This is a genomic window from Pseudomonas sp. Leaf127, from assembly GCF_001423155.1.
Lineage (GTDB): Bacteria > Pseudomonadota > Gammaproteobacteria > Pseudomonadales > Pseudomonadaceae > Aquipseudomonas > Aquipseudomonas ovata.
The window spans coordinates 347,789-361,534 of sequence record NZ_LMOA01000012.1; the positions used below are offsets into that span (position 1 = coordinate 347,789).

Annotated in this window: 25 protein-coding genes and 1 tRNA gene; 3 read left to right on the top strand and 23 right to left on the bottom strand. The window is 59.0% G+C overall.

Translation table 11 applies throughout. The annotated features are described in order from the left end of the window. Positions 1–2: 2 nt before the first annotated feature. Genes ASF84_RS09275 through ASF84_RS09285 form a run of 3 tightly spaced genes read right to left on the bottom strand, consistent with a single transcriptional unit; the run spans position 3 to position 963 of the window. Positions 3–233, bottom strand: coding sequence for a hypothetical protein (locus ASF84_RS09275; RefSeq protein ID WP_056837467.1), 231 nt, complete (start codon positions 231–233; stop codon positions 3–5). Further along, positions 230–580 (bottom strand): hypothetical protein, encoded by a 351-nt coding sequence (locus ASF84_RS09280; RefSeq protein WP_056837469.1) that lies wholly within the window; start codon positions 578–580, stop codon positions 230–232. Before ASF84_RS09280 ends, ASF84_RS09275 begins: the two co-directional genes overlap by 4 nt. Then, positions 577–963, bottom strand: coding sequence for a hypothetical protein (locus ASF84_RS09285; RefSeq protein WP_236709397.1), 387 nt, complete (start codon positions 961–963; stop codon positions 577–579). The genes ASF84_RS09280 and ASF84_RS09285 overlap by 4 nt, the downstream gene beginning before the upstream one ends. Positions 964–1,152: 189 nt before the next feature. Here ASF84_RS09285 and ASF84_RS29035 point away from each other — a divergent pair, with 189 nt between their 5' ends. After that, on the top strand, positions 1,153–1,416 hold the full coding sequence (locus ASF84_RS29035) for a hypothetical protein (RefSeq protein ID WP_156684187.1): 264 nt from the start codon (positions 1,153–1,155) through the stop codon (positions 1,414–1,416). Between the two features lie 45 nt (positions 1,417–1,461). On the opposite strand, the gene ASF84_RS09290 is transcribed toward ASF84_RS29035, so the two are convergent. Further along, complete coding sequence (locus ASF84_RS09290; RefSeq protein ID WP_056837472.1) at positions 1,462–2,385, bottom strand: DNA cytosine methyltransferase; 924 nt, start codon at positions 2,383–2,385, stop codon at positions 1,462–1,464. Continuing rightward, positions 2,382–2,645 carry a hypothetical protein gene (locus tag ASF84_RS09295; RefSeq protein WP_056837474.1) on the bottom strand — a complete coding sequence of 88 codons (264 nt, stop codon included), beginning with the start codon at positions 2,643–2,645 and terminating at the stop codon, positions 2,382–2,384. Before ASF84_RS09295 ends, ASF84_RS09290 begins: the two co-directional genes overlap by 4 nt. 176 nt (positions 2,646–2,821) lie before the next feature. Here ASF84_RS09295 and ASF84_RS09300 point away from each other — a divergent pair, with 176 nt between their 5' ends. Then, positions 2,822–3,214, top strand: a complete 393-nt coding sequence (locus ASF84_RS09300) for a hypothetical protein (RefSeq protein ID WP_056837477.1) — start codon at positions 2,822–2,824, stop codon at positions 3,212–3,214. A 331-nt stretch (positions 3,215–3,545) separates the two neighbouring features. Here ASF84_RS09300 and ASF84_RS09310 read toward each other — a convergent pair whose 3' ends face one another. From ASF84_RS09310 to ASF84_RS09385, 17 genes are all read right to left on the bottom strand, one after another. Next, positions 3,546–4,256, bottom strand: coding sequence for a hypothetical protein (locus tag ASF84_RS09310; protein ID WP_056837481.1), 711 nt, complete (start codon positions 4,254–4,256; stop codon positions 3,546–3,548). A gap of 355 nt (positions 4,257–4,611) precedes the next feature. Beyond that, the gene (locus ASF84_RS09315; RefSeq protein ID WP_056837482.1) at positions 4,612–4,935 is read right to left on the bottom strand and encodes a hypothetical protein; all 324 of its coding nucleotides are present in this window, start codon (positions 4,933–4,935) and stop codon (positions 4,612–4,614) included. Further along, entirely contained in the window at positions 4,935–5,348 is a 414-nt protein-coding gene (locus tag ASF84_RS09320) for a DUF7740 domain-containing protein (protein ID WP_056837485.1), read from the bottom strand. Before ASF84_RS09320 ends, ASF84_RS09315 begins: the two co-directional genes overlap by 1 nt. A 72-nt stretch (positions 5,349–5,420) precedes the next feature. Next, entirely contained in the window at positions 5,421–5,882 is a 462-nt protein-coding gene (locus tag ASF84_RS09325) for a hypothetical protein (RefSeq protein ID WP_056837488.1), read from the bottom strand. Continuing rightward, complete coding sequence (locus ASF84_RS09330; protein ID WP_056837490.1) at positions 5,879–6,112, bottom strand: hypothetical protein; 234 nt, start codon at positions 6,110–6,112, stop codon at positions 5,879–5,881. Before ASF84_RS09330 ends, ASF84_RS09325 begins: the two co-directional genes overlap by 4 nt. After that, complete coding sequence (locus ASF84_RS09335) at positions 6,109–6,876, bottom strand: lambda exonuclease family protein (protein ID WP_056837492.1); 768 nt, start codon at positions 6,874–6,876, stop codon at positions 6,109–6,111. The genes ASF84_RS09330 and ASF84_RS09335 overlap by 4 nt, the downstream gene beginning before the upstream one ends. Further along, positions 6,873–7,631, bottom strand: coding sequence for an ERF family protein (locus ASF84_RS09340; protein WP_056837495.1), 759 nt, complete (start codon positions 7,629–7,631; stop codon positions 6,873–6,875). The genes ASF84_RS09335 and ASF84_RS09340 overlap by 4 nt, the downstream gene beginning before the upstream one ends. An 8-nt stretch (positions 7,632–7,639) precedes the next feature. Then, on the bottom strand, positions 7,640–8,743 hold the full coding sequence (locus tag ASF84_RS09345) for a hypothetical protein (RefSeq protein ID WP_056837497.1): 1,104 nt from the start codon (positions 8,741–8,743) through the stop codon (positions 7,640–7,642). A gap of 166 nt (positions 8,744–8,909) precedes the next feature. Then, the gene (locus ASF84_RS09350) at positions 8,910–9,125 is read right to left on the bottom strand and encodes a hypothetical protein (RefSeq protein ID WP_056837499.1); all 216 of its coding nucleotides are present in this window, start codon (positions 9,123–9,125) and stop codon (positions 8,910–8,912) included. Continuing rightward, positions 9,122–9,319 (bottom strand): hypothetical protein, encoded by a 198-nt coding sequence (locus ASF84_RS09355; RefSeq protein ID WP_056837502.1) that lies wholly within the window; start codon positions 9,317–9,319, stop codon positions 9,122–9,124. The genes ASF84_RS09350 and ASF84_RS09355 overlap by 4 nt, the downstream gene beginning before the upstream one ends. Beyond that, a complete protein-coding gene (locus ASF84_RS09360) occupies positions 9,316–9,720 on the bottom strand; it encodes a hypothetical protein (protein WP_056837504.1) in 405 nt (134 codons plus the stop codon). The genes ASF84_RS09355 and ASF84_RS09360 overlap by 4 nt, the downstream gene beginning before the upstream one ends. A gap of 17 nt (positions 9,721–9,737) precedes the next feature. Further along, positions 9,738–10,568, bottom strand: coding sequence for a hypothetical protein (locus ASF84_RS09365; RefSeq protein ID WP_056837506.1), 831 nt, complete (start codon positions 10,566–10,568; stop codon positions 9,738–9,740). Positions 10,569–10,740: 172 nt separating this feature from the next. Beyond that, positions 10,741–10,810: transfer RNA gene (locus ASF84_RS09370), tRNA-OTHER, on the bottom strand. A gap of 336 nt (positions 10,811–11,146) precedes the next feature. Beyond that, positions 11,147–11,509 carry a hypothetical protein gene (locus tag ASF84_RS09375; RefSeq protein ID WP_056837509.1) on the bottom strand — a complete coding sequence of 121 codons (363 nt, stop codon included), beginning with the start codon at positions 11,507–11,509 and terminating at the stop codon, positions 11,147–11,149. Positions 11,510–11,566: 57 nt separating this feature from the next. Continuing rightward, a complete protein-coding gene (locus ASF84_RS09380; protein WP_056837511.1) occupies positions 11,567–11,848 on the bottom strand; it encodes a hypothetical protein in 282 nt (93 codons plus the stop codon). 64 nt (positions 11,849–11,912) lie between these two features. After that, entirely contained in the window at positions 11,913–12,077 is a 165-nt protein-coding gene (locus tag ASF84_RS29040) for a hypothetical protein (protein WP_156684188.1), read from the bottom strand. A gap of 431 nt (positions 12,078–12,508) precedes the next feature. Then, positions 12,509–12,760, bottom strand: coding sequence for a DUF1654 domain-containing protein (locus ASF84_RS09385; RefSeq protein ID WP_056837513.1), 252 nt, complete (start codon positions 12,758–12,760; stop codon positions 12,509–12,511). Positions 12,761–12,943: 183 nt separating this feature from the next. On the opposite strand from ASF84_RS09385, the gene ASF84_RS09390 reads away from it, so the two are divergent. Continuing rightward, entirely contained in the window at positions 12,944–13,204 is a 261-nt protein-coding gene (locus ASF84_RS09390; RefSeq protein ID WP_056837516.1) for a DUF1652 domain-containing protein, read from the top strand. Positions 13,205–13,387: 183 nt separating this feature from the next. Here ASF84_RS09390 and ASF84_RS09395 read toward each other — a convergent pair whose 3' ends face one another. Next, positions 13,388–13,714, bottom strand: a complete 327-nt coding sequence (locus tag ASF84_RS09395; protein WP_056837518.1) for a DUF2388 domain-containing protein — start codon at positions 13,712–13,714, stop codon at positions 13,388–13,390. Between the last annotated feature and the right edge of the window lie 32 nt (positions 13,715–13,746).

Genomic DNA, 13,746 nt, shown 5'->3' on the forward strand with positions numbered 1-13,746 from the left:
GTTCAAGCCCGCCCGGTGAGCCGTTCTCGCCATGTCAGCCGGCGTGCCAGGCGCTCTTCTGGTTCGATCTCGATCACAACGTAAGCACAGCGATCAAAGGGCCGGTCGCGCTGCTCTTTAAGCCAGCAGGCCTCTTTCTCTGCATTTTCGAGGGTGTCGGCCTTTAGTTCATGGACGTTGAAGCCTTTGCTGCTGACATGCCAGCCGTGGATTACCGCGATGTAGCGCCTCATGTCGGCACCGCCTGGACCATGGCCGCGTCGATTGCCTCGTCCATGGACTGAGCCTCTACCTGCGGCCAGTTGTCTCCGGTGTGCCAGCAGACTCGATGCTGCCGGTACACGCCCCCTGCGCCAAAGTCTGCACCAACACTTGCCCAGCGTTCGCGCTTGCTCAGCCACCTATACCGCTCGGCATCCTTACGCCGGGCTTCAATCTCAGCCTCCAGCCTCTCAATGCGTGTGCAGTGCGTCAGGTGGATGTCGACCAGCTCACTGATCGCCTGCTGCTTGGATTTCCGGTTGAAGCGCTCAATCAGGCTACGGCGGTCGCCACTGCTAACAACTTCGAAAGCGCTCATAGCGTCACCACCCGGTGTGCCCACCAGCACACCGGACCATCATCCGTGTCGTGAATGGCCAGGCAGAACCAGTCGTCGCCATCAGGGCGATCAGGCTCCCAGTAACTGCAATCCGGGCCGCCTGCTTCGAAGTAGCGTTCAGAGATCGATTCATCGCTGTGGTATTCAAGCGAGATCATCTTCACCTGCAAGCCCTGCTCATCGATCCAGGCCTTGCAGCGGTCACCATCGCCCTCGTCAAAGTCGGGCAGGTCAGGGTGTTGGAAGAAACCGTTTTCATCGCGAACCACTTCCGCAGACTGGATCAACTCAATTTGTGGACTGCCAACCGAATATTTCACGATTTCGGCTTTTAATTCCGCCAGTTTACTTTCTGTCAGCATGACTTCATCCTCGCCGCCCAACGGGCAGCATCAATAGAGGGGAGAGATTATTGTTTCGTTGGTATTAGTCGCTTCGTGCCGCGATTAAAATGAGACGCTGAGCCGAATGGGAAAGGTCGAAGAAATAGGGTGTGCGGGGTGAGGTAGTCTGCACTCTGAAATCGAGAAGCCCTGAGGAGGGGCAGAAAAATGCGTATACCTACACTGGTGGCTAACGGCAATGTTCATTACATCTTGGAGATCACTCAAGACAACGGGCTATGGGTTGCGGAAATCCATTACAAGACTGTTGTTCCGGCATTAGGCGCAATCTCATGTACTGGTCTTGATGTCCTGTTCAAACATGAAGATCTTGCTGATGCTGTTCAGGCGGCTTGTCAGTTCGCCCAGGCGCAAACCCACGAGGACCCTACCGAGCTCTCTCGGCTTAATGCTGAGCGGTCTGCCTCATAGGGCCTGACGCCGATTTGAGCAGGACCAGAGGTTAGGCTTTGGGTGTCAAGCGACAGCTTGCAACGCTTCAATAATTAGCTTGCCAGCCAGCGGCGGTACCGCATTGCCTGCCATGTGCATCGTGAGTCGGTGGTTGTCAGGTCGCAGGGTGTCGAGAGGGAAGGTCTGGGCGGCCAGGGCTTCACTGGCGCTGAGCATTCGCATCTCGTCGCCGCGTACCAGGGCCCAGCGATCCAGGGTGGTGATCGTGCCGATAGGGCGCTCAGTGCAGCGCCCGGTGAGGCCTGAGCCCTTCCCGTAATAGGGCATGATGAATTGGCCGCCGAAACGCTTTCGGCCATTCTCGACACGCAGCAACGTGGCTGGCGCTCGGCCCTCTCGCACGATGGGTGACCAGCGGCCGGCGTTGAAGTCCAGGAAGGTTGAGGCCGGCACATGCTGGCGCTTGTGCAGCTCAAGCATCAAAGGCGCCCGACTGCGGGTCAGCACTATGAACAGGCGAACGCGGTGCTGTGGCACGCCCAGGTCGGCACAGTCCACGACGTGCGGCGCAGCCTGGTAGCCAAGCGCCTGCACTGCGGCCAGCCAGGCCGGATAGAGCGCCCAATCAGTGAACTCGGGTACGTTCTCGACAAGCGCCGCTTGCGGCCTGTGAAACTCCAGAGCTGACACAACCGCCCAGACCGTGGACCGGCTTGAGTCATGCTGCGGGTTGCCCGAGGCTTTGCCGCGAGCCTTCGAATGGCCTTGGCAGCATGGCGATGCCAGCAGCAGGTCGTGAGCCGGCACTTTCTCCCATTGCGCCTGGTGCAGGTCCTGGCAGATGTGCTGGGTGTCGGGGTGGTTGGCTGCGTGCCATTCAACTGCGGCCGGTGAGTGATTCGCGGCCCAGAGGACCTGGACGCCTGCGGCGCGCGCGCCGGTGCTCCATCCGCCGAGGCCGGCGAACAGGTCGATTGCTGTGGTCATGTGGCCTCCCGCATCGGCGTCTGATCAAGCACAACCCAGACCGGACCATCGCGAAAATCGCCATCCATGCGGCCATCCAAAGCCTGAATTTCTTTCTCGGTAAGATTCCGCCACTTTGCGATCAGGTAATCACCCTTGAGAATTGCGACCGGATGCATCGCGCAGGTTGAGCTGTAGCTATAACCGTTTGCGGTCAGCCACTTCTGGGCCGCATAGAGCGCAGCGAAGGTGCCTTGCTGGTCAAACTTTTTCTTGAACATAAAAGCTCCAGGCAGCCTTCGGCAGTGCCGGGCTGGCGTGATTAGTGGGGTGGTGATATTTGGATGCGTGCAGCTAGCTCAACCGAATTACGGAAGGTTTAGCCAGTTTCAGGTTAAAGGCGTAGTGCCATACAATGATGCTGAATCACAATTTCTCATCACCTCAGGGAAGTCTCATGAAGCGCAGAAAGGTTTTTACAGAAGAGGAGCTGGCTGCAGCGCTGGACGAAGGTGCTGATTTCATAGAAGTCGAAGGAGACCTAGCGAAAAAAACTTTTCGAATCCGTGCTGCAGGAACCGTGGCCTGGGCCTTGGCGATAGGCTGCATCGCCGCCGCAGTTGCCGCCGCCATTGTTGCCACCAAAATGAATGACACCAAAGTATCAGTGGTCTCCGGATTGGCGGCGGCAGGGCTTTCCGTTGCGCCTGCGGCTGCTATTGGGCCGGCCGCAGTAGCTGCAGCGATAGGTATCGCTGTAAGTGCGGGTGGAGTATCGGTGCTAAATCGCTTAAGAGAGTACGATCAGCATAGCTTCGAGGACGGTGTTTTAGTATTGCTTAAGAACTGAGACTGGTGCGTGGTGACAGATTGGTTGTAGGTGAGTTATAAGTGATGGCTGGCATAGGGCAGGACCAACGATGAGCATGATTAGCATGGAACGCAAAAGAGAAGACTTCATATATCGAAGCGTAAAAGTTCACATTACGTACTTTCTAAGCCCTTCAAATGCTGTTCCTCGGTTTGACGTGTACGCAGCACTGTCGCAAGGTGAGGAAAAGATTGGAGCGTCGATCCAAGGTTGGGACAGCGAGAGCGATGCTCTCAATGCCGCAAAAGCTTTAGCCCACGAGAAGATTGACACGTATTTTTCGGAAAGATAGCTGAAGGGCTGCGTGGGGTCAGGCTGCGGCGGATTGCTCTTTGATGGCCATAATCGCGTTGGCGGCATGCCGCACATAGAACAGACGAGCCATCAGGTTCGGGCATGGCTTGCTGATTTGGGTCTCCCAGAGGTCGCTGCCGCCGATTAGCTCCTCGTTGTTTTGGAGGAAGTCGTAGGCCAGCACCAGCTCTGCGTCCCGCCCATCTGCGAAGCTTTCGACTTCTTCGATAACGTCGGCCAGATCACTAAATGGCAGTCGTTCGTCATCGTCGGCAGCGCGCTCGCGCAACCATTCGACCAGTTGCTCGGCCTGCTTTAGCGTGGCGCCATTTGGAATGGCGGTTATCCACTCAGGTACCTGGTCAGCGTCAAACTCTTCGTCGACCCGACCCACAATACAACTGCAGACCGTCTCCCGAATGCTGTCGAAATCGATCACCTTCCGTTTGCAGTCGCCGTCCAGTTTCCCATGCAGGTAACCGTCGCTGTTGTGGCGCAGGAAGTTGATGCCGTAGCTTGACCCGACACCGAATACTAGCGAGCCGATGTCGCCCATCACACTCATGCCGAAACGGGTGACGCAGATGTCAAAGCCGTAGATGCTTGAGCCGGGCCGTGCGCAGCGCCATGCTTCGACGCCATTCTCGTTCACCAACTGGGTGTATTGGTGCTGGGCCAGATCCTCTGCTACTCGAGCAGACAGGTCGATGCGCTCTTGTTCCTTCATATGAATCTCCAGGCAGGCGCCGCCCTCCGCTGAGCAGTGGTGGCAAATTGGTTGTGGGTGGGCTATAGATGGTGGCCGGCATTGGGCCGGGTGAAAGGAGGCGTTATGGATCTAGGAAAGGTAAAACACACGATAAAGCTGAGCTCCGATTGGCAAGGCGGATGTGTCTTTTGCGGTCAGAACCTCGGGCTGTCTATGGATTGGGATATCAACCATTTTATTCAGTCTCACGACGGTGTTCTGCTTCATGTGGGGACTGAGTCCTCCAACACCGTAGACGAACCCGCTTATTACACGTCAGTTGCGCTAATTGGGTTTGCTGAGCAGCCCCCAGTCAGAGAGCCTTCCGCACGATTCAGCCCTCAGCTTCCTCCGGCGAAAAAGCCTTGATCCGCTCTCGCTGATAGGCCAGCTCAAGCTTCCGCGCCACAACTGGCGACACGGTTATTTCGTGGCGCGGCACTTCAAGTAACGGCAGTGCGCCGCCCGGCCCCAGCGCATGCAGATGGTGAATCATCAGCGTCAGTGCCTCGCCTTGCTCCTCGATGCCAGCCCACTGCATCAGCTCGATCAGAGCCTGCTTGGTGCCCGGCCTGACCCTGAGCCTCAATTCTTCCTCCTGCAGCCTGTCAGCCTTGTTTTGCCGGCGCTGGTCGCGCTCCTTCTGAGTCATGGCCATCACGCCGCCCTCAGCGCTTCAAGCATTTCAGCGTCGTACTCCTGCACCGCGGTGCGCACGATCACATGGGGTTGCTTGCTCAAGGCGCACATGGCGACGATCTTCTTGATGCCTGAGTGCTTGGCGCGCATGCCGACACTGGCCAGCACTTCCTTGAGCTTGTCGGCCGACGGGTGAATCTCGGCGGCAAGGGCCATGATCAGAAGCACATCCAGGCCGTCGAGCGGGCGCTTCTCGACACGCCACCAGCGGTGTGAGGTGCCCACTGCGCCACGTTCCCGTGACGCCTTGCCCTGTGCTTCAAGTTCGATCAGATCGGCCCGCACGGTCTTGATAGGCAGGCCAGTCGAGTCGGCCAGTTGCTGCGCCGTCATGCCGGCCGGCTGGGTCAGGAAACGCCAGATTGGAGTCATGTTTGATACCAGAGGAAGGGAGGTGGAATTGTTCGGCGCGGCGCCGGGTTCGGACTTTTGTACTGATGCGCCTCATGCCGCTTTGGCCCGCCGCCAGACGCCCATGGCTGAGAACACAGCGTTGGCCTGGGCTTCGCTCAGGGTCGTCTGGTCGGGAATGGCCAGCCATCCGGAGCCGATCACATGCTTGGGGTTCGCAGATGCACACAGTTCGGCGTGCTTCTCGATCATGAGCTGTTCGAGGTTGGCCACCAGGTGCATGCCGGCCGTAGTGAATTCGGCGCCCTTGCTGTACTGGGCGCCGCTGGGCTCTTGGCAGAACACAGCGATGTAAACGGTCCAGCGATGGGCCAGGTCGCACAGCGCATCCGCCACCGGCCGGCTGCAGATCTGCTTGCAGGTCTTCCAGTTGACCATGATCTGAATGTCAGGCGGCTCGACGTTGGCAACCGCTGCATGGTTGGTGCGCACCAGGGCCCGGCGGGCGCGGTCGATCTGTGCGCGTCGGTTGCAGGGCTTGCGGACCTTGCTCATAGCGAATCCGCCATCCGCCGCAATACCGCCCGCTCAGCCGGTGTAGGCAGGCGGCGTCTACGCTTGAGGACCGTTTCAGGGTCGACCCACGCACTACGCGGCGCCGGCACAGGCCGATCCGGAACGCCCGGGCCGATCTTTACGCGCCCGCCACGATTGAAAAAGGCGACCTTGGCCGCCTCTATCTGTGCTTGCCGCTCGCTTGCGGCGATGATGTCGTTGCTTGTCATGCTGCCTTGCTCCTGAGCTTCTTCTCGTACCCGTCTACCAGCAGCTTGAACTGCCAAAGGTCGGCTTCGAGCTTCTCGATATAGTCGTCGTCGCGCTTGAATTCGCGCAGCCAGAGTTGCCGGCCGACTGGTTTCAGCAGCGGGCAGTACATCCCGATGTGCCACCACTTGCGGCCTGTGATCCACATGCAGCCCTGCACCTGGTCAATCACGTCGCTGGCATCGTTGTCGATGTGGAATGAGCGCAGCTTGTCCGGGGCCAGGAAGCACTTGTACTCGGCGCCGCCGTCATCGTTGATAAATCCGTCAGCGCTTGCGCCGAAAGCCCCGTCATCGGTTTTTACAAGGCCGACCTGCTGGACGATGAGGCCTGTCTGGATTTCGTGCTCCATGCGCGCCTCAGGCTCAAGCTCATGGCCTCGGCGCATCTGCCAAGTCTCGAAACCGCCATCAAGAGGGGCACCGCCGATCCGCTCGACTGCAAGCTCGAAGGCGTAGGTGAGGGCGGCGTTGGATGGCTCGCCAACCGTCTCGCCGTCCAAGGCCCGCTGCACGACCTCTGCCTTCGGCCCGGCCTTGTAGCCGGCCAGATCCATCGCTTTGGATTCGCCCATGCCGGCCAGCATGGCGTCGACGTACTTCTTCTGCTGGGCATTCAGGCCATTCACCCGGGAGCGAGCAGTGCTGAACATGCTGGCTGTGATGACGCCGGCGCGACCTTGCAGCCATTCAGGCGAGCCCTGGGTGCAGTTGACGATGATCATGCTGTCACCTCGACTTCTTTGCCCTTGGCCGCTACCACTGCCTTGACCCGCTCATAACCGGCGGTGTCGCCGGCGGCGCGCAAGACCGATACGGCAGCCTTCCATACCTCTGAAAGCTCGTCCTTGTCCTTCGCCTCGCTGACCCGCTCAAGGATGTCGATGACAACTTGCTCGCGGAGGTTGCCGTCGTTTGTCGCCCCGGCACCGTCATCATCACGAACTTCGCCAGTTGTGATGTTCAGCAGCGCGCACATCACGTATCGCTTGCCATAAGTGGTTGATGATCCAACGGCCTGCACGTCATTTCGGCCAGGGCCCTTGTCCAGCGGCAGAAACATCGTGGTCTGCTCGCGGTGCCCGGCACTGTGCATCAGGATGCCTGTCACGTTGATGCCTGCCGCCGCCTGATCAACCTTGAAGGTCACTGCGAAGCCGTGGCGCCGCATGATTGGCTTGAGCGTGTGATTGATGTCGTCCAACGTGGCGTAGCTGTTCTTGGTGTGCAGGTTGACTGCGCCTTCGTAGACGGTCGGAATCTCGCACTGCATCTGCGCCATGGCAGCGTTGAATGCCTGCTCTGCAGCCTTGGCCTGCATGCGTTCGTGCATGATCAGCAGCCGCTCCATCTTTTCGGTGTCGCAGTTCGGGTCGGCGGCGACCCGGCTGATTACGGCCAGAATGCTTGAGTCGGCCTGGGCCGGCGCTATTGAAACCGCGGTGCGGCGCTCCTCCGGCAAGATGATTGCTGTACTCATGGCAGGCCTCAGTACTGAATGTTGATATTGGGGATCTTGCGCTGGGCGATCAGGGTGACCGCTTGCTTGGCGCAAGCCTCGGGCATGCCGCCGGCGATGAACGCATCCAGGGCGGCGCGGTTGATCTTGGCTTTGTGTGCCTTGTCTGCCTCGCGCAGCTCTTGCTGCCGGACGATTTCTGCTGCGGCTGCATCGGCGCGCCGGCGCTCATCAATCCGGGCCTGCTCGGCGGCTTGCTCGGCACGCTTCAATGCGGCAACACGCTCTTGCTCGGCCCGCTGCTCGGCGGCGATCCGATTGGCTTCGGACTGGGCGGCTTGGCGCTCGGCCTGTTCAGCTTGAAGTTTCAGCTCAAATTCCCGGCACTTGGCTGCGGCTTTCTCGTCGCTCACCCGCTGAGCCTCTGCCTGACGCTCGCGCTCGGCCTTCAATTCGGCTTCCTTGGTTGCGCGCTCGGCGGCTTCGCGGGCAATGGCTGCCTCTCGGTCGGCTTTCTCTCGGGCTTCGGCTTCGGCACGCAGTCGTGCCGATTCAGCCTGCTGAGCGTCGTACTCTTCTCGCTTGATCAGCCCGGCGCGCAAAGTGGTCAGCACCTTGTCTTTCTCGCGGGCCGCTTCTGCTTCGAACTCTTCCCATTGAGGGCCAAGCTCGACGCTTTCAGCCTCAGTAATGCGCGCCTTGATGTCAGCAACGGACAGTGTGACCAGCTCGTCATCGCGATTGCGCAACCAGTCGATACGGTCGGTGTGGCGGTCGCGCCGCGCCACATCAGCGGCTTCCCACTCATTCAGCGGCTGCCGCACCTGGTCACGCAGCGCATCCATTTCCTGCACGAACTCGCGCAGCTCACCCTCGACGACCTTGGGCATTTCCTTGAGGCGCTTGAGGTAATCGCGGCCCGGCTTTTCGACCGCCGTTTTGGAGCGGCTCACTTGGGCTGCCAGGCTGGCGATGCGCTCGCGGCCTTTGCGGGTGGTCAGGTCTGGCACTTCGCTCTCGACCTGCGCCTTGGTGGCGTCGATGAAGCGGCGCAGGCCGCCGGCAACGTAGATGGCCGGCGCGTTGTCGGCGCCGATGTCGTCGACCGTGATGATTTGCTGAGCTGCAGACATGATTGCTCCTTGCGCCATGCCGTCACCGGGGCGCTGCGAGTGGAATACAGGGGTTACTGAGTAATGCAGCCGGCGTAGGCGCTGAGCAGCATCCAGGCTGTTGAGATTGCAAGAACCAAGGCAGAGCCGCGCCATATGTACAGCCGCTTGGCGGCTTGGTAGCGGGTCACGCTCGCACCTCATAGCCGACCGTCCACTCGCCGCAGATGCAGGCGCGGCAGCTCCAAGCGGCGGGGTTCTCAATGAAACCATCGGCAGCGGCTTGCTGCGCCGCCTGCATGGTTGAACCCTTGAACACCAGCAGGATCCGGTCAGAGGGCAGGGCCTGCTCCGCCTCGGCAATTTGATCGTCGATCAGTGTTGGATACAGGGAAGTGCTCATGCCACCCTCCGAACTGGTCTTTGGCGAATCGCCTTCAAGTGGCGCTCACAGTAATGGTTGAACTCATCGCGGCTGATCACCTCATCCAGAAAGAAGGTGGTGATCAGTTCAAGTACGTCCTGGCCGATTGGGTCCGGGCAGCCGTAGTCGCCCAGCGCCTCAAGCGCTTTGTCGAGGAGGATGTGAGGGCTCACAGCGAATCCTCACGCTGAGCAATCAAGCCGTCGCGTGCCAGGGGCCGTAATAGGCCCTCTGCCTGATCCAGCGCAGCCTGCTTCGGGTCTTCAAGCTCCAGCGCCTCGGTAAGACCCTCGCGGGCCAGAGACATATTGCCGATCAGCACGCCGTGGAAGATCTTGCCCAGCGCTGACTGGCTGGCCTCTTTGCGTCCAAGGCGCTCCATCAGCAGTTCATCCAGGGCGATGTGGAAGCGCTCCTGTGTGATGCCCTGTGCCGGCTTGGCGAAGCGTTGAAACTGCACGTCGGCGCCCATCAACAACTGGTCGGCGGCGTTTTCGATCCACACCTGCTCAGCGGGCGAGCAGGGGATAACAGGCCGCCCGGTCAGCGGCACGATTTTGGTAGCTGCGTTCATGGTCGCCTCCGGGGCGGCTATTCGGTGGGCGGGGCGGGGAGTTCTGATTCAAGCTTTTCAAGCTCGACACGCAGCTTTTCAATTCGCTCGCGCTTGCTTTTGGTCTTCTCGGCCTCGTACTTTTCCACCACCTCCGGAGGCGTCACGATGCCCTCAATCTTTTTCCAGGTTTCGAGGCTTAGGCCTCGGTTGGTGCCTGCCAGATATTCAGCGCACTGCTTGTTGAAGTCGGCTTGCGCCCACCCAAGGGCCTGTTCGTAGCTGGTAGCAGGAAGAATCTCGGCGCTCCCGCCACTGCCGTCGCGATAGGTGTGAAGTCGGTAGGCGAGATTGCCGTCCGAGTAGCCGAACAGCGAAACAAGCTTCATCCCGTCAACCTTGACTCGGCGATTCCATGAGTCGTTATCGGTATCGAATGACTTGAGGTCGTCTGCCCACTCGAAAATCTCAGGGCTGTAGCCGGCCTTGTAGAGGTGCGTGATTTCGCCGGACAGGAACTTTTTAAGAATGTCCAACTGCGGAGCTTCGGCTTTGTTTGCAAATGCCATCAGGGCGTCGGCATGGGACTTTGCCTTCTCCTTGGCGATACCCAGGCGGCGAGATTGGGATTCAAGATCGTCCTTGAGTCTTTTTGTTTCTCGCTCATATCGCTCCTCTTGTTTTTTGAGGTCGTTCTCTTTCCAAGAGATGGCCGGGGCATCGTGCAGGCTTTTCACCACGAAGTTTTCGCCGCTCGGGATTTCCTGCCCGGCACTTACGAAAATCTCCTGAACGATGGCCTGCTCGGCATTCAGCTTGCCGATTACGGCGACCTTCTTGCCGTCGCCGGTGTATTTGATCTGCGTCATGCTTGATCCTCGTGACCGCATTGGCCGGACACCAGTACAGGCGACTAGCCATCTGCGCAGCTATAGCGCAGACCTGGTGCCCGCCGATGCGGTCGTTATGGGTTGGTTATGGTGCGGTTATGGGGTGATGCAGGGCTGCATCGGGGTGTGAACTGGCCGGGTGCGATACCGGCATCCATGGAGGGAATCGAACCCCCGGCGCGCCTTTTGCGAGGCCGCTCTACCAGCTGAGCTACATGGTCACGCTTCGGTCACCCGGCCTAGGAACCCGGTCACCCGTCACGCTTAGCGCATCGCCTGCGCATTCAGTTCACACCCCGATACAGCCCGGTCAGCGGTAAGCGTTCCAAGGTATCGGGCCCGGGGCGCGGTGTTGCAGATGCAGGGGGCCGCTTTCGCGGTGTGTACTCGTCCGCATCGGTGGTATGACTTGGCAGGGATTCGAACCCAAAAGACCTACGTCGACTTCGGCAGCGCTACCTGATCGACTGCACTCCGCACGCAGAGCGCCCCTGATCCGCCGAGGCAAACTCCAAGTCACACCACCGATGGGCACTCTTGCGAATGCCGACGGCGTGTCAGATGGTGGTATCCGCCTCACATTCAGCAGCTACGATTTGAGCTTGAACCGCTTCCAGATCACCCTTGCAGGCGACCAATGCGGCGCGCTCTTTGGCGGCCAGCAGAGCCAATGCGTCAGCAGAGAGCGCGGCAAAGTTGCGCTTGATGACCTCAGCCATTGCCGCGTTAAATTCAGCTGGCGAGTCGTGGTAGTTGGTTGCCCCGGCGTATGCCTGCCCGGCGTACTGGACCGAGAACTTCATACTCGTCAGCGAGTAGGGCTTATGGCTCTGCGAGTCGATTTTTTCTTTGTTGCCGAGCCAATCAGATGCGCGCTTTTTCTCGGCCTTGGCGACCGAATACCGTTTGTAGCTTTCCATCGTCACACCTCCTGTTGTCATCCCGCTGCACACTCATCGAATGTGCAGGAGGATGGTTCAGGCTGCCAGCTTCTGAGCCTTTTTCAGCGCACGCTCAAAGCTCTCGAAGTAGTAGGTCTTTTCAGGCTTGAACACACCGCCGACGTACAACATCGTTGCCGCCGGGTCATCTGGCCCTCGGCCGCCAACAAAGCCGCGAGGCCTTGTGTCGGCGATCAGGATTCCATCCTTCGGCAGATGCTCGCCGAAACCAAGAACGGTTACTCCAGCCGCTCTGCATGCCTCGATGCGCTCTTTCTTGAGTGCAAGCAGTCCATCGTGTCGTGTATAGAGCTTCATGCCGTGACTCCTGTGTGGTTTCCCGATGCGCCCGATCCAGGCGCATGAGTGAAGCCAACGTCGATCACAGCCCTTTCGGAAGGTGGTACACGGCCATCTTGTCCGGGCAGTTGGTGTAGCCCTTGAAGACCGGCTTGGTGTCTTCCTGAGACTTAGCAGGCTGCACCTGGGCGGCGCCGGCTTTCTTTGCAGCCATTTCAGCAGGGGTAGGGATGCGGAAAGTTTGCATGGGGTGATCCTCGGTTGGTTTTCCGGATGACCCTCTGGTGAAGGTCATCGAGAAAATCTGGTCTTGCACCGCGACCCGCTACTGGCGTCGGTCGCTGGCTTGATTCAAATGTCACTCCAGCCGCGGGCCTTTCGGCTTGTTCTCCCGCTGGATAACTGGTCTCGGCGCTTTACGCTGCACGCCCGGGGCAGTTGCCACCCCTCTGAACCGTTGAGGCCGGTTCATCGCTGCCTTTTAATCTGGGCCGGTGTCGATCCGGCAAGGTGTGTCGCTAAAGAGCGGCGGGTCTCTTGAGGCCCTGTCGAGTGGCTGTGCCGTCTCGATGGGTGAACAATACCGCCGGTATTATCATCAGGTCAATACCTCCGGTCATATATTTTCGATAGGGCCAAAAAAAGCCCGCACACCGGCGGGCAAGAAGAGGGCTTGGCTCAATCATCCTTTGGCACGATCCAGAACAACTGCACGGCGCCGTCATCGCGATGGGCAATTGTCACGTTCTCGTTTTCGCCGATCTCATCAAGGATGCGGTCCCAGTCGGCAGGGTCGTCATTGGCCGAACGCTCAAGCAATGCGGACTTTGCCGCCTGCGCCTTGGGCGTATTGATGGCCGCCTGGATTCGCGCACCCAGCAATTCGTAAGACGACGGTTGCTTTACTGCCTGGGACTTCTGCTTTGCCATAATGAAACCTCCTTGGTTGCTGTATGAATATACAGTATATGCAAGTCGGACGAACGGCAAGATGGATGTAGGAAAAGTCCAGGCGCGCGCAGATTGATCGCAAATCAGCCCGGGGTGCATGGAAAACCCTCAAGCCCCGACTAAGCTTCGTGCTGAACCAAAACCTGGGATAAGGACGTCACCATGCTTTCTCACCTTGATCTGCGACATGTAATGGAAGTCGCTTTCCGCCCAATGACGTGCAAATGCACGATCACTCCTGATGGATCTATGACAGTTGAGTTAAAAGCCCCTGACACAGATTTTGAGATACTGACAGTGACAGGAATATCAACAGCCAAGCTGAGCGGAGGTCGAGCCATTGCTGCGCTTGTGGGAGAAATCAAGGAGGAGGCCAGGCGAGTGCAGGCCGGAGAGAAGGAGGGGCTCAAGGGGCGGGGGTAGGGTTGGACCGATCAATGGATCTACAGCAGGTCTTGAGGCGGGATGCAGGGATATGGAAATAGAGCAGCGGGAGGTCCCATCAAATCGCAGGCAAAGAAAAGCCCGCGATGGGGATCAACGGGCTTAATGTCTGATAGAGCTTGATCATGCTCGGCGCGCAGTGAAAAAAGCGTGAATTTGCAGTCAATAAGCCGTTGCGATTGCCTGGGCCAGTTGCATGTCTGACATGAGCGGGGAGGCATAGGTCAAGCGATAGTGCCGCGAAGCCTGCTCAAATTCCGCACCACGAATCTCGCCGTCTGAGCCGATGAACGCTAGGGCATCGGATTTTGCCGATTTGAAGGCCTCTGGCGGCTCAGTCGTGAGAGAGGTGGTTGCTCCAATCAAAATGGTCGGCAAGGAAATTATGATAAATATTCCTGCCGCAATAGGATTGGCGCCATCACCTGACACGGCCGGCGTGCTCGCCGATATCATGGTGGCGATTGCCAGGGTTTTCCATAGGGTCATGCTTCGATGCTTCCTGCGATCAGATGGCAGCA